The 24,254-nt window shown below is 53.7% G+C and carries 23 protein-coding genes; 12 read left to right on the forward strand and 11 right to left on the reverse strand.

Going from position 1 to position 24,254, the window contains the following annotated elements; genetic code table 11:
* Positions 1–25 precede the first annotated feature (25 nt).
* The 7 genes from IPH75_12255 to IPH75_12285 all read left to right on the forward strand — a co-directional run bounded on the left by IPH75_12255 (position 26) and on the right by IPH75_12285 (position 6,873).
* Positions 26–631, forward strand: a complete 606-nt coding sequence (locus IPH75_12255; GenBank protein MBK7142841.1) for a hypothetical protein — start codon at positions 26–28, stop codon at positions 629–631.
* A gap of 16 nt (positions 632–647) precedes the next feature.
* The gene (locus IPH75_12260; protein MBK7142842.1) at positions 648–1,751 is read left to right on the forward strand and encodes a hypothetical protein; all 1,104 of its coding nucleotides are present in this window, start codon (positions 648–650) and stop codon (positions 1,749–1,751) included.
* The gene (locus tag IPH75_12265) at positions 1,748–2,275 is read left to right on the forward strand and encodes a hypothetical protein (GenBank protein ID MBK7142843.1); all 528 of its coding nucleotides are present in this window, start codon (positions 1,748–1,750) and stop codon (positions 2,273–2,275) included. Before IPH75_12260 ends, IPH75_12265 begins: the two co-directional genes overlap by 4 nt.
* Before the next feature lie 154 nt (positions 2,276–2,429).
* Complete coding sequence (locus IPH75_12270; GenBank protein MBK7142844.1) at positions 2,430–3,527, forward strand: efflux RND transporter periplasmic adaptor subunit; 1,098 nt, start codon at positions 2,430–2,432, stop codon at positions 3,525–3,527.
* Positions 3,528–3,544: 17 nt separating this feature from the next.
* Positions 3,545–4,837 (forward strand): ABC transporter permease, encoded by a 1,293-nt coding sequence (locus IPH75_12275; protein ID MBK7142845.1) that lies wholly within the window; start codon positions 3,545–3,547, stop codon positions 4,835–4,837.
* Between the two features lie 7 nt (positions 4,838–4,844).
* The gene (locus tag IPH75_12280) at positions 4,845–6,149 is read left to right on the forward strand and encodes an ABC transporter permease (GenBank protein MBK7142846.1); all 1,305 of its coding nucleotides are present in this window, start codon (positions 4,845–4,847) and stop codon (positions 6,147–6,149) included.
* Entirely contained in the window at positions 6,142–6,873 is a 732-nt protein-coding gene (locus tag IPH75_12285; GenBank protein ID MBK7142847.1) for an ABC transporter ATP-binding protein, read from the forward strand. Before IPH75_12280 ends, IPH75_12285 begins: the two co-directional genes overlap by 8 nt.
* A gap of 118 nt (positions 6,874–6,991) precedes the next feature.
* Here the strand turns inward: IPH75_12285 and IPH75_12290 are convergent, their stop codons facing one another.
* Positions 6,992–8,152: a hypothetical protein gene (locus tag IPH75_12290; protein MBK7142848.1), complete on the reverse strand. Its 1,161-nt coding sequence runs from the start codon at positions 8,150–8,152 to the stop codon at positions 6,992–6,994.
* A gap of 114 nt (positions 8,153–8,266) precedes the next feature.
* Positions 8,267–9,439, reverse strand: coding sequence for a PQQ-dependent sugar dehydrogenase (locus IPH75_12295; protein MBK7142849.1), 1,173 nt, complete (start codon positions 9,437–9,439; stop codon positions 8,267–8,269).
* Between the two features lie 264 nt (positions 9,440–9,703).
* Here IPH75_12295 and IPH75_12300 point away from each other — a divergent pair, with 264 nt between their 5' ends.
* The 4 genes from IPH75_12300 to IPH75_12315 are packed head-to-tail and all read left to right on the forward strand — an operon-like array spanning position 9,704 to position 14,469.
* Complete coding sequence (locus tag IPH75_12300) at positions 9,704–10,900, forward strand: cytochrome c3 family protein (GenBank protein ID MBK7142850.1); 1,197 nt, start codon at positions 9,704–9,706, stop codon at positions 10,898–10,900.
* Between the two features lie 9 nt (positions 10,901–10,909).
* Positions 10,910–11,953 (forward strand): hypothetical protein, encoded by a 1,044-nt coding sequence (locus tag IPH75_12305; GenBank protein ID MBK7142851.1) that lies wholly within the window; start codon positions 10,910–10,912, stop codon positions 11,951–11,953.
* Positions 11,954–11,956: 3 nt separating this feature from the next.
* The gene (locus tag IPH75_12310) at positions 11,957–12,907 is read left to right on the forward strand and encodes a cytochrome b/b6 domain-containing protein (protein MBK7142852.1); all 951 of its coding nucleotides are present in this window, start codon (positions 11,957–11,959) and stop codon (positions 12,905–12,907) included.
* Positions 12,904–14,469 (forward strand): NapC/NirT family cytochrome c, encoded by a 1,566-nt coding sequence (locus IPH75_12315; GenBank protein MBK7142853.1) that lies wholly within the window; start codon positions 12,904–12,906, stop codon positions 14,467–14,469. The genes IPH75_12310 and IPH75_12315 overlap by 4 nt, the downstream gene beginning before the upstream one ends.
* 40 nt (positions 14,470–14,509) lie before the next feature.
* Here IPH75_12315 and trmB read toward each other — a convergent pair whose 3' ends face one another.
* Positions 14,510–15,133: a tRNA (guanosine(46)-N7)-methyltransferase TrmB gene (gene trmB, locus IPH75_12320; protein ID MBK7142854.1), complete on the reverse strand. Its 624-nt coding sequence runs from the start codon at positions 15,131–15,133 to the stop codon at positions 14,510–14,512.
* Positions 15,134–15,290: 157 nt separating this feature from the next.
* A complete protein-coding gene (locus IPH75_12325; protein ID MBK7142855.1) occupies positions 15,291–15,488 on the reverse strand; it encodes a hypothetical protein in 198 nt (65 codons plus the stop codon).
* 354 nt (positions 15,489–15,842) lie between these two features.
* Between IPH75_12325 and IPH75_12330 the strand changes: the two genes are divergently transcribed.
* Positions 15,843–16,802: a MerR family transcriptional regulator gene (locus IPH75_12330; GenBank protein MBK7142856.1), complete on the forward strand. Its 960-nt coding sequence runs from the start codon at positions 15,843–15,845 to the stop codon at positions 16,800–16,802.
* Positions 16,803–16,834: 32 nt separating this feature from the next.
* Here the strand turns inward: IPH75_12330 and IPH75_12335 are convergent, their stop codons facing one another.
* From IPH75_12335 to IPH75_12365, 7 genes are all read right to left on the reverse strand, one after another.
* Positions 16,835–17,503 (reverse strand): hypothetical protein, encoded by a 669-nt coding sequence (locus IPH75_12335; GenBank protein MBK7142857.1) that lies wholly within the window; start codon positions 17,501–17,503, stop codon positions 16,835–16,837.
* Between the two features lie 21 nt (positions 17,504–17,524).
* Positions 17,525–18,169: a L,D-transpeptidase gene (locus tag IPH75_12340; protein ID MBK7142858.1), complete on the reverse strand. Its 645-nt coding sequence runs from the start codon at positions 18,167–18,169 to the stop codon at positions 17,525–17,527.
* The gene (locus IPH75_12345; GenBank protein ID MBK7142859.1) at positions 18,166–19,233 is read right to left on the reverse strand and encodes a L,D-transpeptidase; all 1,068 of its coding nucleotides are present in this window, start codon (positions 19,231–19,233) and stop codon (positions 18,166–18,168) included. Before IPH75_12345 ends, IPH75_12340 begins: the two co-directional genes overlap by 4 nt.
* A gap of 120 nt (positions 19,234–19,353) precedes the next feature.
* Positions 19,354–19,950: a DUF4398 domain-containing protein gene (locus IPH75_12350; GenBank protein MBK7142860.1), complete on the reverse strand. Its 597-nt coding sequence runs from the start codon at positions 19,948–19,950 to the stop codon at positions 19,354–19,356.
* 636 nt (positions 19,951–20,586) lie between these two features.
* A complete protein-coding gene (locus tag IPH75_12355) occupies positions 20,587–22,101 on the reverse strand; it encodes a NapC/NirT family cytochrome c (protein MBK7142861.1) in 1,515 nt (504 codons plus the stop codon).
* Positions 22,102–22,229: 128 nt separating this feature from the next.
* Positions 22,230–23,129: a TIGR01777 family protein gene (locus IPH75_12360; GenBank protein MBK7142862.1), complete on the reverse strand. Its 900-nt coding sequence runs from the start codon at positions 23,127–23,129 to the stop codon at positions 22,230–22,232.
* An 11-nt stretch (positions 23,130–23,140) separates the two neighbouring features.
* Positions 23,141–24,253 carry an ABC transporter permease gene (locus IPH75_12365; protein MBK7142863.1) on the reverse strand — a complete coding sequence of 371 codons (1,113 nt, stop codon included), beginning with the start codon at positions 24,251–24,253 and terminating at the stop codon, positions 23,141–23,143.
* Between the last annotated feature and the right edge of the window lies 1 nt (position 24,254).

Raw genomic sequence — 24,254 nt, forward strand, 5'->3', positions numbered from 1 at the left:
CCCCTTCCCATTGGGAGCGAAAGTTATGCGAAAGTTCGGCATCTGGCTGCTTATCGGGCTCCTGCTGATCTGCAACGGGATTCTCCTATGGCAGACACAGACTCTTCGTCAGGAACTCCTGGCGGTCGCCGGCCCCGAGGCATACTTGAGCCTGATGGATGGCAGTCTGACCGATGCGCGGGGTGTCTATACCCTTCCCACGTTTGGGCAGTTTCTCATGCCGGCAGATTCAGCCGGCAGAGTGCCACCATTGAGCCTTGCAATATTCCTTTCGACCAGTTCCAACTGCCAGACAGCTATCATGGAGATGGACGTGTTTAAGCGACTCGCTCCGGAGTTCGAGCAGCGCGGTCAGCGAATAATCGCAGTATGCGCGCCGGAGGATTCACTGGCCATCGCACAAGTATTGGATAGCGCCACATTGAGAATTCCACTGATCCCGGTGGAATCTGAGCAGTTCTCATTTCGGCAGATGGGGATATCGCCCGAATTCATGCCGTTCAAGGTACTGTTCGATTCGACTGCTACGGCAATCTACATGCGCGGCTCAGACAATACCGCAGCAAGTCAACTGGAATTTGAGGCGGCCATGCTGCGTCTGAGCGCGCTCGTGGCAGACGGCAAAGTCTGATTCAAGGAGAACCGAAGTGAATCAACACACCACACACGCCAAAACGCTCACGGTGATCGGCTGCCGTTGGATGATCCCTCTGCTACTGTGCATTCTGATCGCCCGGTCCAGTCAGGCGGAGTCGCTTCGCGTAGTTGAGCAGTATGAACTCGGCAAATACTATGGGGTCTTCTACGCCCTGAGGGCGGGTGGGGATACCGTCATGTTCATCGCGCATGATGGCCTGTACCTTCAGGGAAACAAGGACGAGGAATGTCACATGGTAATGGAGCGTGCGTCATCGGATGTGCAGGTGCCATTTAGTCTCTGCGATAGTAATCGTCTGACGCGCCTAGTTTCTCCTGAAGGGCTGTGGCAGTACAAGTCCGACAAAGGGAACGAGGTGCTGATCTTCGAGGGGCACTGCAATCGGATGTATCGCCTTAGTCAGACCGATGAAGGAACGCCGTTTCTGACTAGGTGTGACAAGCGAACAGGCTATGACTTTTTGGGCAATGCCAATGTGCAGGGCGGCTCTATGCTCGCCGCCATGTCGGGAAACGACACCGAGAAAAGGATCGTTATCCAAAAGATCGGTAGCAGCAACTTTCTCAGACTGTTCCGCTGTTCTGAGGAACTGCTTCACTGGCGAGATTCGGTAAGTCTGGCCCACTCGTATCTCGGATACCCGGCGATCAATCCGCAGGACAGCACAATCTGGCTGGCTGTTGACGGGTACCCTTATGTCTATCTCGTCGACATGGCGGGAGAATTGCGCGACAGCGTGCCGATAACCAATGCCGACTACCGTCGCCCTCCCCAGACAATATCCCGGATCGAGTCGCAGGCAGTCACCAATGAGTGGTATGCTCGGTGGACACCTGTGATGTTCTTTTCCTACGTCTATCCGGATTATTTCATTATGCAGTACAGAGTCGGAGATGGGATCTGCATGGGAGAAGATCTTAGCCAGCTGACAACTGTCGTTTGGAATGTGAACAAACAGGTCGTCCCGCTGAAAATCGACCCACTCTGGCGCCTAGCGGGGGTGCAGGATGATGGGCGGATCATTTTTGTCGCCCGCGAGGCCGACAACTCCGGCTGTAAAGAAACCTTAGTTGTCGCGAGGATCGAGCCATGAAGCAGTTTTCGAACATGACCCGGCTGTGCCTGTGTCTCCTTGCGGGTCTTTTTATCTTGGGTGGTTGTATTGTCTACCGAGATATAACCATCAAAGACTTCAACGTTGAGCAACCTGTCAGGGAACTCGCCACTGCCTATCCCGAACACTTCAATACACCGTTCACGCTGTTGGTGCTCATCGATGAAAACGCAACCTGTGGCGTTCGCGAGATTTCCTGGTGGCGCGACTGGCAATCTTACATGCATGAGCGCGGATGGGGATTTGCGCTGGCAACAACGCAAGAGGATTCTCTCGATCTGGTCACAGTCATGCGGTTGGACAGTATCGACGCACCAATTTTGATCGTGCCTAATTGTCAGCATTATCTCAAGGAACGGAAGATTCTCGGCAACCCGCTGAATCTCCTGGTCGATTCTGCGGCCAACATTCATTATGCCTGCACCGCGCCGGATGACACGTCCGCCAGCCGCCACTTTTTGGGACATCTCGCTGAAATCGCGAATAGATCGCAACGACACTAAACCGCTGACACCCGGCCCACTGCCGCTAACCTGTTGGACCTGCTGGGGTAGTTCCCGGCAGGTTCCCCCTGAAACATTCTCGCCGCCAGCCCGTACTCTAACCAGATAGCCCCACGTTCTTGTCGGAACGCAACCCTTTGCGGAGAAGCCTGGCATGGTTAAGAAAATTGTCCTGGGAGGTATCCTCCTCGCTGTTGCTGTTGTCGTCGTCCTGTTTTTCGCCAAAGACGGCTCGGCCAAGAAGGAAGATGACCTCAAAACAGTCGCCGTTTCCCGCGGCACCATCGTCGACAAAGCCCTCGCGGTCGGGAAGATCGAACCCAAAAAAGAGATCGAAGTTAAGTCCAAGATCTCCGGACTCATCAAAAAGCGTTACAAAGAGATCGGCGACCAGGTAGTGGTGGGCGAAGCACTGTTCGATATCGCTCCGGATCCGACGCCGCTGGAATTCGCCGAGGCCAAGCGCCAGGTGGAACTTGCGCAGGTCGAATTCGACAACCGCAAACGCGAATATGACCGCTCGCTCTCTCTCAAAGACAAACAGCTCATCTCCCATCAGGAATATGATCTGGAGCGCGCCAAGCATGACGAAGCGCAGCTTCGCCTCGACCTCGCCAAAGAGCGACTCGCGCTGATCGAGACCGGCAAAACCTCGGTAGCCGATCGCAAGGTTGAGAATATTATCCGCTCGACCGTCAATGGGACGATCCTCTCGGTCGATCTCGAAGAGGGTGACCCGGTTGTCCCGCTGACGTCATACCAGGCCGGCACGACCTTGATGACGATCGCCTATATGGAAGATCTCGTATTCAAGGGGAATGTCGACGAGATCGATGTCGGCAAACTGACGATCGGCATGCCGGTTGAGATCGAGATCGGCGCGATCCCGAATCAGAAGATCCAGGGAAGACTGGAGAAAATCTCTCCCAAGGCGCACAAAGAGGAAGGCTCGACCCTGTTCGAGGTTGAGATCTCCATCAGCAATACCAACGGTCAGTTCCTGCGCGCCGGTTACTCCGCCAACGCCGATGTGATCATCACCAAGAAGGATTCAATCCTCCTGATCCCGGAGCGCCTGGTCAAATTCCAGGACTCTGTTGCGACAGTAGAGGTGAAGGACTCTATCGGCACAGTTACTTCGCTGACGATCAAGACCGGTCTCTCGGATGGGATCAATCTTGAGGTGACCGAAGGACTCAAAGATGGCGACCTGGTGGTTGAACGTCCCCCCAAAGAGATCACCGCTGACTAAGGGCTGGAGTTGAGATTATGATGCCGTTGCACACCATTCGCCAGTTCTTCAATGATATGCGGAGGCAAAAACTCCGCACGGCGATGACGACTTTCGGGATCTTCTGGGGGACCTGCTCAATCGTCCTGCTGTTCGCCTTTGGACAGGGGATCCGGGAAAATCAGATCGAATCCCAGAAGGGGATGGGCGAAAATATCGGCATCTTCTGGCCGGGTATCACGGCCAAGGATTACAAGGGATTGCCGCGCGGTCGCGAGATTCGGTTCACCGAGGATGATGCCAAGCTGATCAAATCGAAAGCGATCACGATTGACCGGATCTCTCCCGAGTTCTCCAAATGGAATGTCAGCATCAAGGTTGGACGACTCAATCAGATCAAGAATATCATCGGGGTTTGGCCGGAATTCGGCGAGATGCGAAACCTGATAGCTCTCGAAGGTACTCGCTGGCTGAACGACCAGGATGAGGCTCAGCGTCGACGCGTCATTTTCCTGGGTGACCGCCTCGCCGATCAGCTCTTTGCGGGTGGCACGCTGACCGGAGGCGTTACGGACCGCGATGACAGCATGGCGGTTTCAACCGCCAAGAAAGCGGTCGGTCAGCAGGTGCTGGTCAATGGTGTACCGTTCACGGTTGTCGGGATCATGAAGCCGAAACGTCAAGATAGCTCCTATAACGGCCGCGATGCCCAGAAGGCATTTATCCCTGCCTCGACATTCAACACGATGTATTCGCGCCGCTATCCGAACAACATGGTGGTGCAGTGCAAGCCCGAAGAAACGATGAAGAAATCTCGCGAAGAGATTCTCTCCATCCTTGGCGCCAAGTATCGCTTCGATCCGACCGACCGCGAAGCGCTCTCGGTTTGGGATGTCACCGAAGGTCTCGAATTCATGAATAACTTCTTCGGCGCCTTCCAATGGTTCCTGGTCGGCATCGGCGTTGCCACGTTGATCACCGGCGGGATTGGGGTAAGCAATATCATGAATGTGGTTCTCGAAGAGCGCACTAAAGAGATCGGTATTAAGATGGCGCTGGGCGCCCGTAAAAGTTACGTCATGTGGCAGTTTATCGTGGAAACACTGATGATCACGGCGATCGGCGGCATCATGGGATTCCTCTTCGCATTTGCCATCGTCACCGTCTTCCCCGCGCTCAATCTGGAAGAGTATATCGGGACGCCAAGAGTGAATATCCTGGGGGGTGTGATGGTCACAATCCTGCTTGGTATTGTCGGCCTGATCGCCGGTATTTTCCCGGCACGCCGTGCCTCCAACCTGCAACCGGTCCAGGCGCTCAAGCTTTTCTGAGGTAGCTATGCAGTGGTCGACTATTTACAATGTCTTCGTACGCGATTTCAGAAAGCAGAAAAAGCGGATCACCCTCACGATCGTGGCACTCTGCTGGGGAACGATCTCCATCATGCTGCTCCTCGGCTTTGGTGAAGGACTCTCCTACCAAATGTCGGTCAATGGCAAAGGGATGGGTGAAGGGATCTCCGTGCTCTGGCCCGGCCAGACCTCGCTCCCCTTCAAAGGAATGGGAAAGGGAAGACCGATCCGATTTGTGCCCGAAGATGTCGACTACCTGAAATCCAAGATCCCGGAATTGAAAGAGGTCGGCGGCGAATATCATCGCTGGGGAACCTCGCTCAAGTACGGCGATAAGATCGTCAGCGAGCATGTCAACGGCATCTCCCCGAATTATAAAGAGATGCGCAATCATATCCCGGCGATCGGCGGCCGGATGATCAATGAACTTGATATGCAATACAAGCGTCGAGTCGTTTTCCTCGGCAACAAATTGGCCGAGCGACTCTTCTCAGACAAACCTTCTAATGATGAGCTCTGGTTCCAGGAAAGCCCCGAAGCAAAACGGATCCAGCAGGAAGCGATCGGCAAACAGCTCCTCATCAATGGCATCCCGTTTACCGTGGTAGGTGTTCAGATACACAAAATGCAGATGAACAGTTATTCCGGTATGGATGCCGACAAAGCGTCTATCCCGGCGACAACTTTCGAAGCTATCTTCGGTGATCCGTACCTCGACAACATCATCTACATGCCCAAAGAAGTCAGCCAGATGAAGGATGTTGAAAAACGAGTATACGAAGTCCTGGGGCAGAAATACAAATTTGACCCGAAGGATGAACGTGCGCTCGGCATCTGGGATGTCGCCGAAAATCAGCGCGAGACAGATAACGTCATGATGGGAATCAAGATCTTTCTCGGGATCATCGGCGGTCTGACCCTGCTCATCGCGGCGGTGGGTGTCGCCAACATCATGTATGTGTCGATCAAAGAGCGGACGCGTGAGATCGGCATCAAGATGGCGGTCGGCGCGCGCAAAAGCTACATCCTGACCCAGTTCCTCCTTGAGGCGATTCTGATCACCTTCACCGGAGGATTTCTGGGGATGTTCATTTCAATCGCTATCACTGAAGGATTCAAAAGTATCGACATACAGTCCGAAGTACTCGCCTTTATGGGACGCCCCACCATTTCATGGGACATTGGTCTCGTGGTGGTCGCGATCCTGGGTATCATGGGGATCATGGCCGGGCTCTTCCCTGCCATGAAAGCCGCCTCGGTCAGTCCAGTGGAGTCATTACGCTATGAGTAACCAGATGTTGTCCGCGACCGGCAAGACGGTCGGAGTCGATTCCGTTATCGAAATGACCAATGTTCGCAAGGCCTACACCACCGGCAAGGTGACTTTTGAGGCGCTCAAGGGAGTTGATTTCAATGTCAAACGCGGCGAGTTCCTTGCGATCGTCGGACCCTCCGGCTCCGGTAAATCAACCATGATGAATATCATCGGCTGTCTCGATATCCCGACCAGCGGCGAGTATAATCTCGATGGCCAGATCGTCAATCGGCTGAACGGAAATCAACTGGCAGATATTCGAAACAAGAAGATCGGCTTCGTTTTCCAAGCGTTTAACCTGCTCCCCTATGCGACAGCGTATGAAAATGTCGAGGTTCCGTTGTTGTTTGCCAAGGTGAACAACAAGCAGCGCAAAGAGCGGATCATGCACCTCTTGTCAAAAGTCGGCCTGGCGGACAAAATCGCCAATAAGCCGACCGAGATGTCGGGTGGTGAAATGCAGCGCGTGGCGATCGCCCGTGCACTGGCAAACGAACCGGATATTATTCTTGCCGATGAACCGACCGGCAACCTGGACACCAAGTCGGGCGGCGGGATTGTCCAGCTTTTTCATGAATTATGGGAGTCGGGGAAAACGATCATCATGATCACGCATGATATGAATATCGCGCGCCAGACGGGACGGGTCTTTAAGCTCAAGGATGGGCTGGTGGATACGAACGGCAACGGCGCGGTGTAAAGCATCCCTCTTTCACGCATTCTCATTCAAGAAACGACGGGCGGTCGCCTTCACGACCGCCCGTTGCAGTTTCATCATCTTCAGAGATATGAAATCGTCCAATAGAGCTGACAGGCCGCTACTCGATCACGCTCTTTCTGCGGAAAGCCCAATGGATATCCTCAACTCTTGGGTCGGTCAGGATGAGCTCTTGGTCAACCAAGTCTTTCTCTCCAATTCGCGCTTTGAAGAGACTTGTACCGGAACGATAATAGACTGTATCTGAATCCACCCAAAGAATCTCACCGCGTGAAGTCATTTTGAATGATACTAGTTTTAGGGTAAGAGGATTGAGCAAGAAGTCCGAAGCGCCCTTCTCAGGTGGATAATCTGGCTGTGTTGTGTAGGAGTTGTTAGGGTTGGCATACCTGACTTGGCCCGCAATCCACCCGTTGATAGTCCAGACACTGTTGGCGTCTCCTGGTACCAGAACCGAGCTCCAAGTGTTGTCCAGTCGAGAGTAGATTAGGATTTCCGATTCCTCGCGGGTACCATTGGATGCTGAGCGCAGTGCTAGAAAGGCAGGTTCGTGCGCAAAAAGAATCCATGCTCGCGAATCCTTGAAGCTGATAACACTGTCAGGAACCGGAAACGCCTTGAGGCAAATTCCGGAAGAGTCAATTGTCGGATGCAACGAGGGCTGCGTTACACTCAAAAAGGGAATACAGTCCTGATAAGAGTTGAAGTTTGTCAATCCGGCCAACCTGAGTTCACCATCCAACTGCTCCGTGCTTGGCGAAACATCAGAAGTCACTCGAGAGGGCGAAATGCGAACAATTGACCGCTCTCTATTATCATTTCGGCTCATCAAATCGAAGGCAATCTGCCCGAACACTTGCCCATTCGCATACTGCCGAATAGCCACAACGGACGCCTCATGTGACAGATCAATATTCGCAACTTCAACCATGTCGGATAGAGAGATAACGCGGAGTCCACTGGGGTTTGAGAAAGCTTGCTCAATGAGCAAGCTGTTGACTTCGGGAAACACTCTTACTAATGAAATCCACGCATCTTCAGTGCTCCAGATACTATCCAACGTACCAGAAGAGCTGATCGTAAACATCTGAACTGTAAAAAACTCGCTGTGCAATGATCCGGGGTTAGATTGAATCTGGCCAATAAAGGTCAGTGAGCTATCTGAAGCCATTGACTCAAAAGAAAGGAGCAGGACAATTCCCAATGCGACCGCAAGAAAGCTTGGTCGCAAAGTAGAAGGCACTGCAAATACAGAGTTCATGATTGTCATATCCCCCTATAACATTCTTTGTGACTTAAGGCTCAAATTCCCAACATTTATTCAGTATAAGTGATTCGAAGATTGCATTCAAGCACAGAACGGATTAATCACCCCTCACTCCCCAAACCGATACAACTTCCCGTCAAATGACGTCACATACAACTCTCCCTCGGCATCAACGCCAAACGACGATATCATCAGACTTGTTTTAGGAAGTTGCGTAACCGAGGCCGGTTGGCCCGGCGTATAATGCAGTGACCAGATGCGGCCGGAGACAAAATCAGCAAAAAGATATCTCCCAACCAACCCAGGGACTTTGGCGCCGCGATAGACATACCCCCCCGTCACCGACTGGCCATCGGCATGCGTATACTGAAAGATCGGTCGCACGAGGCCGGTGGTGTCACAGCCGGAGTCCGGCTTAAAGCAGTCATTCCCCTCCATGACGGACCATCCGTAATTTTTCCCGCTCTCGATGATGTCGATCTCTTCAATCGCATTCTGGCCGACATCGGCGGCCCAGAGCCGTCCATTGGCCGGGTCAAAACTGAACCGCCAGGGATTGCGCAAACCGTACGCGAAAATCTCCGGGCGCGAGCTATCAGTCGCATTGGCGAACGGATTATCATCGGGGATGGCGTACTGATTGCCGTCTTCGGCAGAGTTGATATCGATACGGAGTATCTTGCCGAGCAGAGTTCGTCTGTTCTGTCCATTGTCGTGTGGATCACCGCCGGAGCCGCCATCGCCCGTCGCGATATATAGATACCCATCCGGACCAAACTGCAAACATCCGCCGTTGTGATTGGAGTACGGCTGGTCAAAAGTCAGGATGGGAATCTCCGTCGCTTCATCAACATTGTTTGAACTGGAAGGTGAGGCAGTGAACCGGCTCACGATCGTTCGCCGCGGACTGGATGCGGTGTAGTTGACATAGAAGAAACCATTTGTTTCGAAATCGGGATGAAACGCCAGCCCAAGCAGACCTTCCTCATTGCCGCCATCGTTGACCGGCACGCGAATATCCAAAAATGTATCGACGACTGCCGTCGCATTCGCGGAATCAAAAACCAGTATCAGCCCGGCCTGTTCTATCACAAACACTCTGCCGCTGTTATCCCCGGCATGACCGAACCAGAGCGGACGCTCAAAGGTCAGATTCGGATAAGCAACCTCAAGCGAGCCGGTTTGCGGTGTGTCAGGCGGGCGAACCTGCTGGGTCTGGTCAGAACTGCATGCGGTGAATGGAATCACCGTCGCGGCCATAAGGATCAGTAGTCTGCGCATATATCCTCTACATTAATAAGAACCCATGTCTAGTGCTCTACGGTCCGATTGAAAATTATACTCATTCGGAAGGTATTTCTCTTGGGGAATTATTACCATCTATATGGTATCAATTCAACCTCTTTTCTGGCAATCGTTAGTGTCATGCAACAGGGAGCGATTTGTCCAAAAAACCGCGAAAAAGAATTGACCGGACATGAAAAGACGATATATTTAGGCGAGTTTGTGAAAAAAATATCGTAGTCACGCCTTGGGAGACAAGCAATGACTCGAAACTTCGCTCTCACATTGGTTCTCCTCTTCCTGTTCGCCGCCGTCGCCATGGCGCAACAGGATGCCTGCCTTGTCTGTCATGGACCGGGAATGGCAAAAGGAAAGGCCCAGGCGGTTGATCCGGCGGCACTAACCGGATCGATCCATGCCTCACTGACCTGCACGGATTGCCACGCGGTCGATCCAAAAGTCAACCATGCCGGCAATCGGGTCGTCTACTGCGCGAAGTGCCACGAGCAGGAGGCCGCGGGATTCAACAAGTCTCCCCACGTGGAAGGGCGGAAAGCGAATATAGAGAAGCTTCCGACCTGTATCACCTGCCACGGCGGCCATGCGATCCTTCCGCACAGCGATCCGAATTCGCGCACCAGTCATCTGAATTCGGTTAAGATCTGTATCCAGTGCCACGAAGATCAGCAGTTGACCGATCAACTTCAACAACTCCCCAAAGCGTCAGTGATCAAATCGTATGAAAATTCGGTGCATGGCCAGGCACTGATGCAGCATGGTTCGGAGAAAGCGCCGGCTTGTATCGACTGTCACGGCAGTCACAGCACCCTTGCTTCGGACGATCCTGATTCGCCGGTATACAAAACTCACATTGCGGCCACCTGTGGCCGCTGCCATGGTGATATTCAGGCTGAATATGTGCAATCGGTCCATGGCACCGCGCTCGGTTCTGGCGTGACGGAATCCCCCACCTGCACGAACTGTCATGGTGAACACAATATCAAGCCGCACCTGGATCCGGAGTCACGGGTCTTTGCAACCGCGATCTCCAAGACCTGCTCGGACTGTCACGCGGCAGAGAAAGTCGTCGCCAAGTTCGGCCTGAAGGCCGACCGGATCGCGACTTTCAAAGAATCATTCCATGGAGTCGGGACAGAATTCGGCGATACCCGCGTCGCCAACTGCGCCTCCTGTCACGGGGTGCACAATATCTATCCGCAGGCAGATTCCCGCTCGATGATCAACGCGGCCAATATTGAGGCGACCTGTGGCAATTGTCATACCGATCTTCCGGCCAGCTTTGCCTCCGCGCAAGTCCATGAGTCGGCCGATGAAAAGGAGTCAGGCGGCGAATGGTATGTCCGCCAGTTTTATATCTGGTTCATCTCAATTCTGATATTGGCATTTATCGTTTACCGGGTCCTGGAATACAAACGTCGCATCAAACGGGTGGAGTAAGTAAACGACATGCGATTGCAAATCCTACTCATACTACTGTTCCTGGCTATCGGCAGCCAGGTTGCGGCGATGGAGCGCTGCCTCATCTGCCACGGAAAACCGGATTTTTCGCGCGTCGAAGAGACCGGCCGCAAGATAAGTCTGTTTGTCGACACGACGATCATCGGTCATTCAGCGCATTCCAGTCGGCTCTGCACCGATTGTCACGTTGATATCACCACAATCCCCCATGCCAAGCGGCTCGAGCAGGTCAACTGCAGGCGCTGTCACTATTCCGGCAATCCGGTCGGAGCACCACAAGGCGAGCTCTACGATCAGTATGCCCAGTCGGTGCATGGCCAGGAGGTGATGAAAGGGAATCCAAAGGCGCCGATCTGCCAGGATTGCCACGGCGCGCATGATGTTCAGAAGCATGACTCCCCTGATTCGCGGATGGCGAAAAAGAACCGCCCGAAAAATTGCGGGAGCTGTCATATCGAGATCTACGCCACCTACCGGGAATCTGTTCATGGCGTCGCCCTGTTGCAGGACAGCGTCATGGATTCGCCCGATTGCGCCAATTGCCACGGTGAACACAATATCCGTCGTCCAAGCGACACCACCTCGCAGGTTTCCGCCTCCCATGTTTCGCAGACCTGCGGCGAGTGCCACGGCCCGATGGGCGTGGCCACCAAGTACGGCATTAAATCCGATCGGACCGCGACATTCGAGGATTCCTTTCACGGCATCGCCCACCAGATGGAAAGCCGGACGGTCGCCAATTGTGCTTCCTGCCACAGTTTTCATGATATCCGACCGCAGGACGACCCGAAGTCCTCGATCAACGTGAACAATATCGTCAAGACGTGTGGTCAGACAGACTGTCACCCCGAGGCGACCGTACAATTCGCCAGCGGGAAGATCCATGTCGATCCACATAACAAAGATTCCGGCCTGGTCTATTACATAACGAAGTTCTTTACCATTCTGACGGTCGCTACGCTGGCCGGGCTGTTTGTTTTTATCGTGCTCGATCTCTTCCGACGGGCGCAGAAGTCGCGCGGTGGGAAATAATCTATGGATGAACGTACCCAGAACGCTCAAGCCGAGCGTGAACAGATAATTCAGTCGTTGACCCGATCGATCCTCGATGCCGCCAAGCCGCATATCGACCCGGCCACGCCGCAGGCGGAGATCGACAAGCGCACTCGCGAGATCACCGAGCGTCTGCAGTTTGAATCCAGTGTCGCCTTAAGCGAACTGGTCACGCGGTTCAGCAAAACCACTCCGGTCGATGCCAAACCGACTGAAGAACGGACTTTCCTCCGCTTTGGACGGAATTTCCGCGCTCAGCATATGCTGATGTTCACGTCGATCATCCTGCTGATCCTGACCGGCATGCCGCTCAAATTCCCGGAATTCGGCATCTCCAAGTTTATGATCGTGACGGTTTTTGGGGGATTGCAGAATTCAACTCTTATTCACCGGATCGCGGCTGTCGGCCTGATCATTGTCGGCGCCTGGCATCTGGGATATATCATTTTCTCGAGAATGGGTCGTCGCGATTTCTGGCTGATGATCCCACGACCGCAGGATGCCAAGGATGCGTTTCATACGGTTCTCTACTATATAGGGCGTAAGCCCTCCGGTCCCAAGTTCGGGCGTTTTTCTTTCATTGAGAAGTTCGACTACTGGGCGGTCTACTGGGGCATGGTCGTCATGATCGGTTCCGGGCTGATCCTTTGGTTCAAAGAGATGTTCAACAAGGGGTTGTTTGATATCGCCCGCGAGGCACACTCGGATGAAGGGTTGCTCGCCACCCTTGCGATCATCATCTGGCATTTCTACAATGTGCACTTCAATCCGGAAGTTTTCCCGATGAGCTGGGTCTGGTGGACCGGGCGCTTGACCGAAAGTGAACTCAAGCACCACCATCCGCTGGAATATGCGGAGATCGTGAATGCCGAACGCAAAGCGGTAGAACTTCGCGCCGAAAAACAATCCGCAAGCAGTGAGTCTGGATCATGAGAGAGTTCTTTCGCGACCTTGGTCGACTGCTGCAACGCCATGTTCGTATCCTGTCGCTGATCATCGGCGGTTTCATCGCCCTGATCCTGCTGGTCGGGATCGGCACGCATTTCAAGATGAAGGATGCGGATTTCTGTACCAGTTGCCATTACATGGAGCCGTACTACCGCCACTGGGAGGCCTCATCGCATGCCGGTGTCACCTGTGTGGATTGTCACGACTATGGTGTCGGCGCACTCGCGCTCTCGACTGTCCGCTACTGGACCAATACCTATACGACCCGACCGAAATCAAATGTCCCGGATGAAGCCTGTCTCCAGTGCCACGAGTCATCTTCGCTTTCGGCGCTGAAAGAGTATCGCAATGGGATCATGTTCGATCACCAGGCCCATCTGAGTAAGCCGCTCCGGGGTGAGGATCTTCGTTGCACTTCCTGCCACAATCAGATCGTGCAGTATGACGAAGAAGTTTCGCCCACCCATATGACGGTGAACGATAAAAGCTGTTTCGTCTGCCATTTCAAGGATGCCGGTCAGGGCGAGGCGATCACCGGCTGTGATGCCTGCCACGGCATGCCGACCACCACGGTCGAACATGGCGGATTCACTTTTGATCATGCTCCGTATATCAAAGCCGGAGTTGATTGCAAGCAGTGTCACACGCAAATCGTCCAGGGGGATGGTTCGGTGCCCGAGGGCAAGTGCTATGCCTGCCATGTTGAGCGCGATCGCACACAACATAGCCGCGAAGATCTCCACCGGATACATGTCACCACGAATGGTGTCGATTGCTTCCAGTGTCACTCCGATCTGAAACATGGCAATTTCCAGATGGTCAGTTCGCTGGAGATCCAGTGCGAGAATTGCCATGTCCGGATGCACAATGGACCAAAACAGCTATACATGGGAATCGGTGGGGCGGATACGACCGATATCCCCAGCCCTCACTTCCTTGCCCAGGTCTCCTGCGACGGCTGTCACACGCATTCGACACCCCAGGGCGAGCCGCTGGCTCACCAGGAGCGGAAAGAGGCACAGCGCGCCTCCTGCATCACCTGTCATGGCAAGGGACGCGAGCTGATGTTCGACAACTGGATTGACGGATCGAAGAAGCTGAACGCGGAACTTCCGGGCTACCTGACCTCACTGCGCTCATCCGCAATGTCGATTGCTGGAAAGAACGAAGCCGTCAAGACGGCTGTTGCCAATGCTGAGACGAATTTCAACCTGATCCGCGACGGCCACGCTTCGCACAATGTCTGGTACGCCCTGCATCTGGTCACCGCCAGCCGTGAACAGGTGCAAAGTGCGGTTAGATCGGTACGGTCAGGATTCACCGCGCCGGAGATACCCAACTCGGCCAAAAAAGAGAATAGCTGTATGACTTTCTGCCACGGAAAGTCGATCCCGGAGACAGTACCCTATTCCGGGAAGTCGCTCCCGCATACGATGCATGTCACTGATCTTGAACTTGGTTGCCAGACGTGCCACTCGATCGATGAGCATGGAAAGACAGTCATAGACAAGGAAGCATGTGTAGCCTGCCACGAGGGAGGCATGTAAGAAGTTTGATTCACTGACAATTTGAGAATGGCGGCTGATCTTACTGATCGGCCGCTTTTTTTTGTGCGTGTACGAAGACGATCTCTTTCCCTTCCTGCCGCCACTTCTTCTCGAAGTGTGTGCGATCCGGATTGGGGATCAGACCGGAATCGTAGCTGAATGGTGTTCCGAGATTGATCAGTGTTGGGACGTGCGTCAGATTTGCCGCGACCCATGCCGCATACGGCGCATGATCGGTCGCCAGGATCAGTTCACCCTGATCTTTCATCAGCGATGAGAGAAGGTTGAGGAATTCAACATGCAGCAATCTGTGGTGCGCGTGTCGTAGTTTTGGCCAGGGGTCGGGAAACAACACATAGATCCGCTCAAAGGTCGAGCTCTTAAAATAGCGTGGTACCGCCACACGCGCGTTGCCGCGGATCAGCCGGATATTGGTCAAGCCCATACGCTCGGCACGCCGGATGATCCGACGATAGCGACCCAACGTCATTTCAATACCCACGAACCGCTTCTCCGGGTGCTGCTGTGCCAGCCAGAGAAGCATTTCCCCGCGACCAGGGCCGATCTCGAGAATCTCTCCGGCAACCTCAACTGGCTCATCCGGATAGTGCGTGATTGGCTTGCGTGCTTCCCAATCTAGCGGAAACCGTTTTTCTCTGAACAACCGGCCCTTCCTTTCCAGCTCGAACAAAGCAAATCTACGTGAATTGTCAAGGCAATCCGCCGGCTGGCTGGTTATCAATAATCAGGTTCGGTCAGCACTCTGGAGAATACCTCCGCTCCGAAGGTCATGCGTTCAAGTTGTGTCACGTAAACTATAACTACTTCAACACTTCACTGTAGGCCTCAGGACTGAATCCGACAATGAGGGTCTTCCCTTTTCGAACCAATGGAGCACGCGCCTTCCCTGTCGGCCCGAGGATCAGTTTGGACAGATCACCCCATTCCGGCTTTTCTCGTTTGAGATACACCGTAACGATACTCTTTCCCCGGGTCGAGATCAGAATTTCAATCCCCACCAGCAGTTTCTTCGTTTCAGTCTCAGAGAATGATTGCTGCCTGGTGCTGGTCCGGGCGATGATATCAACTTTCTGTTTCGCAAGAAACTCCTGCGCTTTGTCGCATCTCTCTCAGCCGGGCCGAAAGTAGAGCCAGTCAATACTCTTCATACTGTTACCTCGTCTCACATTCCATTTCCGGCAGTCAATATAAGTGAATCAATCCCACTTGGGAGCATATTGCCAGCATCTGGCTTTACTTCTCTGCGCTGTTGATATTTTGTGTAGCATCGGGTATACTTGATGTGGGTGATGACGCTCAAGATAAAAACAAACCAATCGTCGCACCAAAAAAGCAACTCGCTAATTATCCGTATGTCAAACAGTTACGGGCATCCAATCAAGGCCGTCTCTCGCCAGACCGGCCTCTCTCCGCACCTGATTCGGATGTGGGAACGAAGATATCAGGCGGTTACTCCGGCTAGAACTTCCACAAACCGAAGGCTTTACTCCGCCGACGAGATTGAACGACTCCTCTTGCTTGGCCGATTGGTTGCGGCCGGCCATTCTATCAGCATGGTGGCGAGAATTGAGACTGCGATCCTCAAGCAAATGCTGATCGACCAGCAATTCAGAGGAAGAGGATCTCTGCGGCGTTCATCAGGCAAATCAACTTCTTTCGAACCGACTCAGGTTGTCGACGATGCTGTCAAGGCGATCGAATCGCTTGATGCCACCTCGCTGGACAACGCTCTCAGCCAGGCCGCGTCCAACCATAGTCATCAAGTGGTGATAGAGCAGGTGATCATCCCTCTGCTGTATAAGATCGGGGATCTCTGGAGTGACGGCACGATCGGTGTGGCGAATGAACATGTTGCTTCGGTCATGATCCGCAATTTCCTGACACATATCGTTGAGGCGTACGAACCACCCAGTGTGGCACCTGTTGCGGTTATAACGACACCCACCGGCCAACTACACGAGTTTGGCGCTATCATCGCCACAATAACAGCCGCCTCGGCTGGATGGCAGGTGATCTATCTCGGCCCCAATCTCCCAATGGAAGAGATCGCTCTCGCCGCGCGGAAACGGTCCGCCCGTCTGGTCGGCCTGAGCGTTGTTTATCCACATGAGGATTCCGGTCTGGGGTATGAATTGCTCCAGCTCAAAAGACTTCTACCGGAGAATACTGATCTGATGGTCGGGGGGGCGGGGGCACCGTTCCTTGAAGAACGGATAGTTTCGTCAGGAGGGATTGTCTGTGGTGATCTCTTCAGATTCCGGCGTTATCTTGAGCTATCGCTCGAACGCACCCGATCCGATGAAGCAAGCTGATACTGTCGGGTTCAGTTCAGTGATCTGATCGCTTACTGCTTCGGTGCAAGCACGATCGTCGCCAGCCCCGGTTGCGCTACGCGATAAAGTGTCATAGCGTGCACCGGATCGACCTTCACTATAATGCTCGAGGCTCCCAGCGGGCTCTGCAGCAGGTTTCTCACCGAGACGATGGTATTCTTGAACTTGTCAACCGGCTTCCCCTCGACATCCGTGCGAATATCCATGATCACCTGATCTCCCCAGTGCAATTCAAAGCGGGCCGGTAGTTCGCGCTGGAGGAGCGAAGCATCGAATTTGGTCACTTCTGAAATAATCGCGAGAATCGAATCCGGGGTCTGTTCCTTGTACGCATATAGATGAGTAGTGGTGATCGGCCGGACGAGTCGTCGCCCTTCGTGGAAATGATCGACAAAGCTCATCACCTCGTCATGATCGGCCTGTTCGAAATTAACCGGGAATTCCCAAACCACTGCTCCCTTGAGCTTCAGGCGGATCTGCTTTTTGTCGAAATTGAGCACCAGATACGGCTTCTCCAGTTCGGAGAGTTTCAACTCCGCCTGGATCATCTGGTATTCGCTTTCCGCATTCACTGCGCTCCAGGCGGTGCCGTTGGAACCATTTCCGTTCTCTCCACCTGAGCACGCAAGCATCAGGAGGATCAGCGCCGGCAGTGCGCCGCGTACGATCTGCCTACTCAATGATCCCATAAATTCCTGGTCCTAGAAAATGTAAATGGGTGTCCCTATCGGAGTCTGGTCGTAGATCTTCTTGAGATCGTCGGATCCGACTCGGACGCATCCATGTGTCACGTTAATGCCGAGCAACCGCTGATAGATCGTTCCATGAATAAAAAATCCATCACCGAAACCGAGGGCATATTCGCCCATCACGTTCGGGTCAAGGCGATCCCCTTCATTCTTGGGAATAGCTTCGTTCTCTTCGATGAAGGCCCAATCCGGTTTGCGCCACCAGGGCTCGGTCAGTTTGTTTTTGACCTTAAAAACGCCGAGCGGCGTATTGAAAATCCATTTCCGACCGGTCAGGGAGTCTACCAACTCGCTTCCCGATCCTGTCGAGCAGGTGGCTTCGACCAGTATCGAGTCCTCGGTCCGGATCGCGATCCTGTTGGCATGCGTATCGATAACGATATACTTCCCTTTGGGTTTGAGCTTATCGAGCGACTTGCGCGCCTTTTCCAGTTCTTTCTTGGCCGCTTTCTGCTCGGACGGCAACTGGGCCAGAGTCGAATCAATAAAAACAGTCTGGTCGCTATGCATACCGTCGCTCGAGGTCATCTTCAGGAAGACCATCGCGCCGATGATTAGCAGAACCGGGATAGCAATGAGTATCAGAATTTTTTTCATGGCCACTGATCCGAACGGCGCACGATCGTCACCGGCGTGCCGTTAGCTACATACTTCATCAGGTGATCCATCTCATTATTGGTCAGCGCCACGCATCCTTCGGTCCAATCCTTGCCCTGGCCGCCATGGCCATGGATCTCGATCAGCCCGCCGATCCGCGCTCGCTGGGAGATGATCCCTTTCGACTTATTATCTGAGAACCGTTTTCGGTCCGTATCGTTCGGATAATTGATATTCAGCGCCTTATAATACCGGCTACCCCGTGGGCGATAAGCAGATATCCGGTATTTCCCTTCCGGTGTGGCGCCGTCGCCGGAGAACATCTTCTGGTGCCCGGCATTATAGCCCAGCTCACAATTATACGTATGGATAACCGCTCCGCCTTTGATCAGGAAGAGCTTATGTCTGGCCTTATCAACGATGATCGCCGACCCACCGGTTGCTCGTGAATCTGCCACTGTCTCGGCCACCCATCGGCGCCAGACCTTGAGGAACTGTGAGTCCTGGTCATTGTACTCATCCATCGAGGTTGCCAGCTTGGCAAGCCAGGTGCGGCTCAGGGCCATCTCTTCGCGGGCATCGGCATATTCCCCGGCGACCACGAGACGGTCTGCCTGTTTGGCGCTGAGATCCGCCATCGACCAGTATCGGTTAAGGCTTAGCTTGGCGAGCGAGCCATTGAGGGCCTGAAGCCAGGAATTCAGCTCATCCTTCAAATCCTGCCGTTCATTATGAACGGTGGTGCGCAGGTCGGACAAAGATTGCTGGGTGTTGGTCGTAGCTTCGGAAGCCGTCTTGATCGCCTGCATAAGCAGCGAATCTGACTTTTCGTAATCGCGCAATGGCGCGAGCCGTCCGTTCTGGTAGGACATCTCCATCCAACCGGCATTGATCAGCTTTTCGGCATCCCGAAACAGAGATTCGGAATAGCGAACAGCGCCTGCGGTACGCGCGGTCTCCAATGCCAGTTTGGCGCTTCGAAGAAGCACTTCATTCGGTTCGGCGGGAGTCAGAAAGAGGTAGACAACCCAGGCAGTTGGCAATATTACCAACAGCCACACCATCAGTCTCTTGAGAGAGAAGCGAAAGAAGGGGGGGCGCTTCGACACGTCGGGGTATATATCGCGAGGGCCGCGTGTTACGGCGGCCCTTCGCGGAAAAACGGGGTTAATCGACATTGCCGATTACTTGCCTGCCTTGCGAGCGACGGCGGCGGCGATCTCGTCCTGGATGGACTTCGCCTGGTTCATCACGCCTTCGAACTTCGTCTTGGCGGTCAGATACTTGCCGTTATTGAATTCCATCTCGGCATCGGTGTACGCCGGGGTGAGAGCATCAAGGCTGCCTTTGATCAGTTCGATCTCGGCCTTGGTGTCTTTGCCCTTGGGGGCTTTGGCAACTGCGGCAGCGGCGGAATCAATCGCAGCCTTCGCATCAGCCATCAGAACCATCACTTCCGCTTTCACTCTTTCTTTCTCAGCGGCGGCGTCCGTGGAAGCCTTCTCGGCGAGAGCCTGGGCGCGGACGAACATTTCTTTGGACTTACCATACGAACGGAACAGCGCGAACTTCCCATCCTGTTCGGTCTTGGCAGCCTGAGCCGCATTCAGAGTATCCTGCGCGGTCCGGAAGGATTCCGGAGCATACGCTTCCGCTTCGGCAGCGCGAGCTGCATCGAAGGACGCGGAGGCGGCGGTCATCTCGGCCTCAGGAGCCTTGCTGCAGCCAACCAGTGCCAGCAGCATCAGCGCCAACAGAGCGAGTGTCACACGTTTGAACATTTCAGTATCCCTTTCTCAATGGGTGATTATAATGCGTTTAGTTATGGGCGAAAAAAAAGGATACGCGCAGACCTCTTACGTCCACACACATCCTCTGTAATTCTCTACTTCTTGACCGTCTGCACACCTCTGTTGAGTGACGGTGCACCCAACCATGTCCTCTCCAAGACAGCTAACCGTAACAGTTTGCTCTCGAGTAGCCTAACTCGAGATTTTGAAGGCGTAAATAGGAGTGTTGAGCCTCTATTGTCAATGCTTTTTTTACCCCGAACTTAGTTCCTTTTTGCACGAGCAAACCACGGACCGGCCAACTCACGACTCTATCAACTCGTTATTATTCATCGTCTTACGCGATTGCGTGGTCGCTACAAAGTCTACTTTCGACACAAACAATTAGATATTGTACGAGTTTATACCGCTAAATGTAGCCGAATTCTCCCGCGCTACTCTCATTCTCTGAAGAGAGTTTTCGCCAAAACTCCACTTTTGGCCGCCTTTTCGGATGCTATGAACCGCAAGATTCTGCTCTAAATTCATCGAACAATCAGATTACTCGACAAAAAAACCGCCGGGGCCAGTCTCCCGACGGTTTGGCGGATGAGTGAATCTCACCCGCTACATTGTAGTTACGTTTGATCAGTACCCGGATTCAGGCGTGTGACACTCCGTGCATTTCGCCTCTTTCCAGGCATCGCCGATATCCTCCGGATGCTGGAAATCCATACCCACGATATTCGATGCAAGGTCGGCTACATTTTCGGATGGTCCCTGCGCGACGATCAGGTGACAGGTGGTACAGGATGACGAAATGGAAGAGCCATCCTCCGCGGTCATGCTCGAGTTGTGACAACGGAAACAACCATCATTGACGAAATGGCTGAGGTTGGTTTCGCGCGCACGATAATCGGTTTTCATCTCCGGGAAGAAATTCTCAGCGTAGATCGCTTTCAGAGTCTGAGTCGCCTTGGTAATCTCGTCCTTGAGAGAATCGGCGATAGCGGGATAATTCGCTCGGTAGTACGCAAACAGACCGGTATCGATAGCTCCCTGCGCCTGTTCGCGATTTTCATATATGGCATTCAACAGGTCAAGCCCAACCTGACGGATATACGGCAGGCTCGGTGAGATCATCCGCGTGCTCATTGCCAGATTTAACGAAGTCGCCGGCGGCTGGAACTTGTGGCTCGGACGGTTGTGACAGTCCATGCAGTCGAACGGCCGGATCTCGTTATCCGGAAGCGTTGTATCCGGCATCTCCGTGCCCGCCTGGCGATAGATCTTTGTTGTTCCGTCCTGATTTGTGACGCGCACCCAGGGAATGATCTGCCGCTTGTAGTCGCTCGCTACGTACTCGACTTTGTTTTCCGAGAGCATATGCCAGTGGATCCCCTCCAGCTTCCCGGTGCGCGGATTCCCGCCGCCAACTTTCACCAACAGGCTGATCGTCCAGGGCGAGTTCTGCTCATCGGTCTTATAGTAGGTTCGCGTGCTGAACTTATTCCCCCAGAACTGTTGTGGCCAGTGGCACCCTTCACAGGTTTCCTGGGCCGGACGAAGGTTATGAACTGGAGTTTTGATCGGTCGGTCATAGGAATTAAGCGCCGTGCGGAATAGTTGTCGGGTGCCGTCGACCTTGGACCGCACGTAGAACGATGCGCCAGGTCCGATATGGCACTCCACGCAGGCCACTCGCGCGTGCGGTGAGTTCATGTAGGTCACGTACTGCGGCTCCATCACCGTGTGGCAGGTTTTACCGCAAAACGCAACTGAGTCGGTCGACTCATACGCACGGTATCCGCTGTAACTGACGATAACGATCAACGCCGCGGTCAGCCCAAGAAAAAGCCAGAGATTGCGAAGGTAGTTTGAATCGGTCGGATCGATAGAGAGGTTGAATTTGACTTTCTCCCCGCGCTGACGTGCCTGCTTCATCTGGAGCCAGCTTGCCACCAGAAACAGCACTACGCCAAGCGTGATGATCGCCGGGACGAACACAAAGGTCACCAGCGCGCTGTATGGATTCTCTCCCCCTGAGCTCAGATCCAACAGCAACAGCACAACAAAAAGAAAGCCGCCGGCCAACGTCAACGCGCCGCCGACTGCCGCTAATGGATGGCGAAAAAGTGTTCGCTTACGATCTTCAGTACCCACAATCTATCCCTTCTTCGCTAAGCCCGACGTTAAAGAGGAGAATATATCTGCAGATTAGTCATGAGCAACTGAAATCGTAGTGATATTTTACCAACTTGTACACGATAGGTCGACAATCCCGCTGTGAGTCAGCGAGACAGCAGTGCCTGGAGAGCCGAATCGAGCGAACTCTGCTTGAATTGGTAACCTGCGCCTTGAAGTCGAGTTGGTGCCACTCGCATACTCGCCAATAGCAGGGCGTCAGCCATCTCCGCCAACAACAGTCGCAAAGCAAAAGCCGGTGCAGGGAAGATCGCCGGTCGATGTACCGCTCTCGCCAACGTGTCACTGAATTCAGCATTACGAACCGGATGCGGCGAAACAAGATTCACCGGACCACTCAGCGCGGCATTGCCCAGCGCAAACATCATTCCCCCGATCAGGTCATCGAAACCGATCCAACTCCAGAACTGCCTGCCGGAGCCAAGCCGTCCGCCCAGGCCGAGGCGGTAGATCGGAAGCATCTGCCCCAGTGCCCCGCCATTCCTGGCCAACACTACGCCGATTCGAGTATTCACCACGCGCACTCCACGGTCCGCCACAGGCGAAACCGCCTTCTCCCAATCGACGCAAAGCTCTGATAGAAAGCCTGACCCTGGATCCGAATCCTCAGTCAGCATCTCATCACCTCGGTCCCCGTAGTAACCAATTGCCGATGATGCGATCAGTACTTTCGGAGGAGTTTCCAGACCCGCAATTGCTTCACTTAACAGCCTGGTCGATACCACCCGGCTATTGACTATTCGCGCCTTCCGTGCGGAAGTCCAGCGTCCATCTCCTATCCCCTCTCCGGCAAGGTGAACCACGGCATCAAACCCTTCGAGCTGTCGCACATTGAGGCTGCCGGATTCCGGATTCCATTGGATGGAGTCTTGTCCACTGATTGATGGTCGGCGAGTCAAAACGACCACCGAATGCCCTTCGCTTATGAGAGCACTCTGCAGACCCGTTCCGATCAATCCTGTCCCGCCGGTGATTAACACTCGCATCAGATCTTCCTTTATGCCGTTCGCTTATGGAAACGAAGCGCAGAAAAGGTGAAGATGACAAGTCCAAAGATGGTCATCCCGATCACACTCGGATAGAAATCCGAAAGACTCGCCCCTTTCAGGACTATTCCCCGGACAATCTCAATATAATAGCGCATCGGATTGATCAGCGTAACCTGCTGCAGCCAATCCGGCATGTTGGCGATCGGGGTGAAATACCCCGAGGTCAGCATGGTGAAGATCGAGAAAAACCAGGCCAGAAACATCGCCTGTTGTTGGGTGCTGGTTATGGTTGAAACAAACATCCCCAACCCGAGCGTACTCATCAAATAGAGCAGTGACATCCCGAACAACAGCAAGTGGGACCCGGCAAATGGTATCTCGAACCACCAGAGCCCGAGCTGAAGCGCCCCGCCCATGATCACCATTGATAGAATCGTAAAGGTCGTGATCTTTCCCATCATGAACGTGATCGTGCTGATCGGAGTCACCATCACCTGCTCCAATGTCCCCAATTCCCGTTCGCGAACGATCGCCATCGAGGTCATCATTAGCGTGAGCATGGTCAACAAAGTTGCGACAATCCCCGGCACCATGAAGTAACGCGACTCCGCCTCCGCATTAAACAGGTAGTCGTAGCGAAGTTCTATCTGTGGCTTCCGGCCGGTGATGTTGTTTGAGAAAGTCCTGACGATCTGTCCGGCGTAGCCAAGCCCCATTCGGGCGGCGTTGGCATCGGAACCATCGGCGATCCAACCGATCTCCACCGGATCCCCGGCGACCAGTTTCTCCGAAAAGTCCTGCGGTATGATAACCACCATCTCCGCATCTTTGCTCAGAAACCGTTGATCCAGTTGCCACAGGGGAGCCTGTTCGAACTCCAGCGTCCGGTTGACCGGCTCAAAATAACTGCTCGCTTTGAATGCTTCCACCAATTGCCGCGAGTGAGCAGACTGACTATAGTCATAGACATCCAACTGCAAATGCTTGACATCGGTATTCACCGCATAACCCATCAACAGCAACTGTACGAGCGGCATGACAAACAACATCCGAAGATTGTTTTTGTCCCGCAGTCCCTGGATGAACTCTTTGCGCACTACTCCGAGAAATGGACGTAACATA

Source organism: bacterium, assembly GCA_016708025.1.
Classification (GTDB): Bacteria; Zixibacteria; MSB-5A5; order GN15; family FEB-12; genus FEB-12.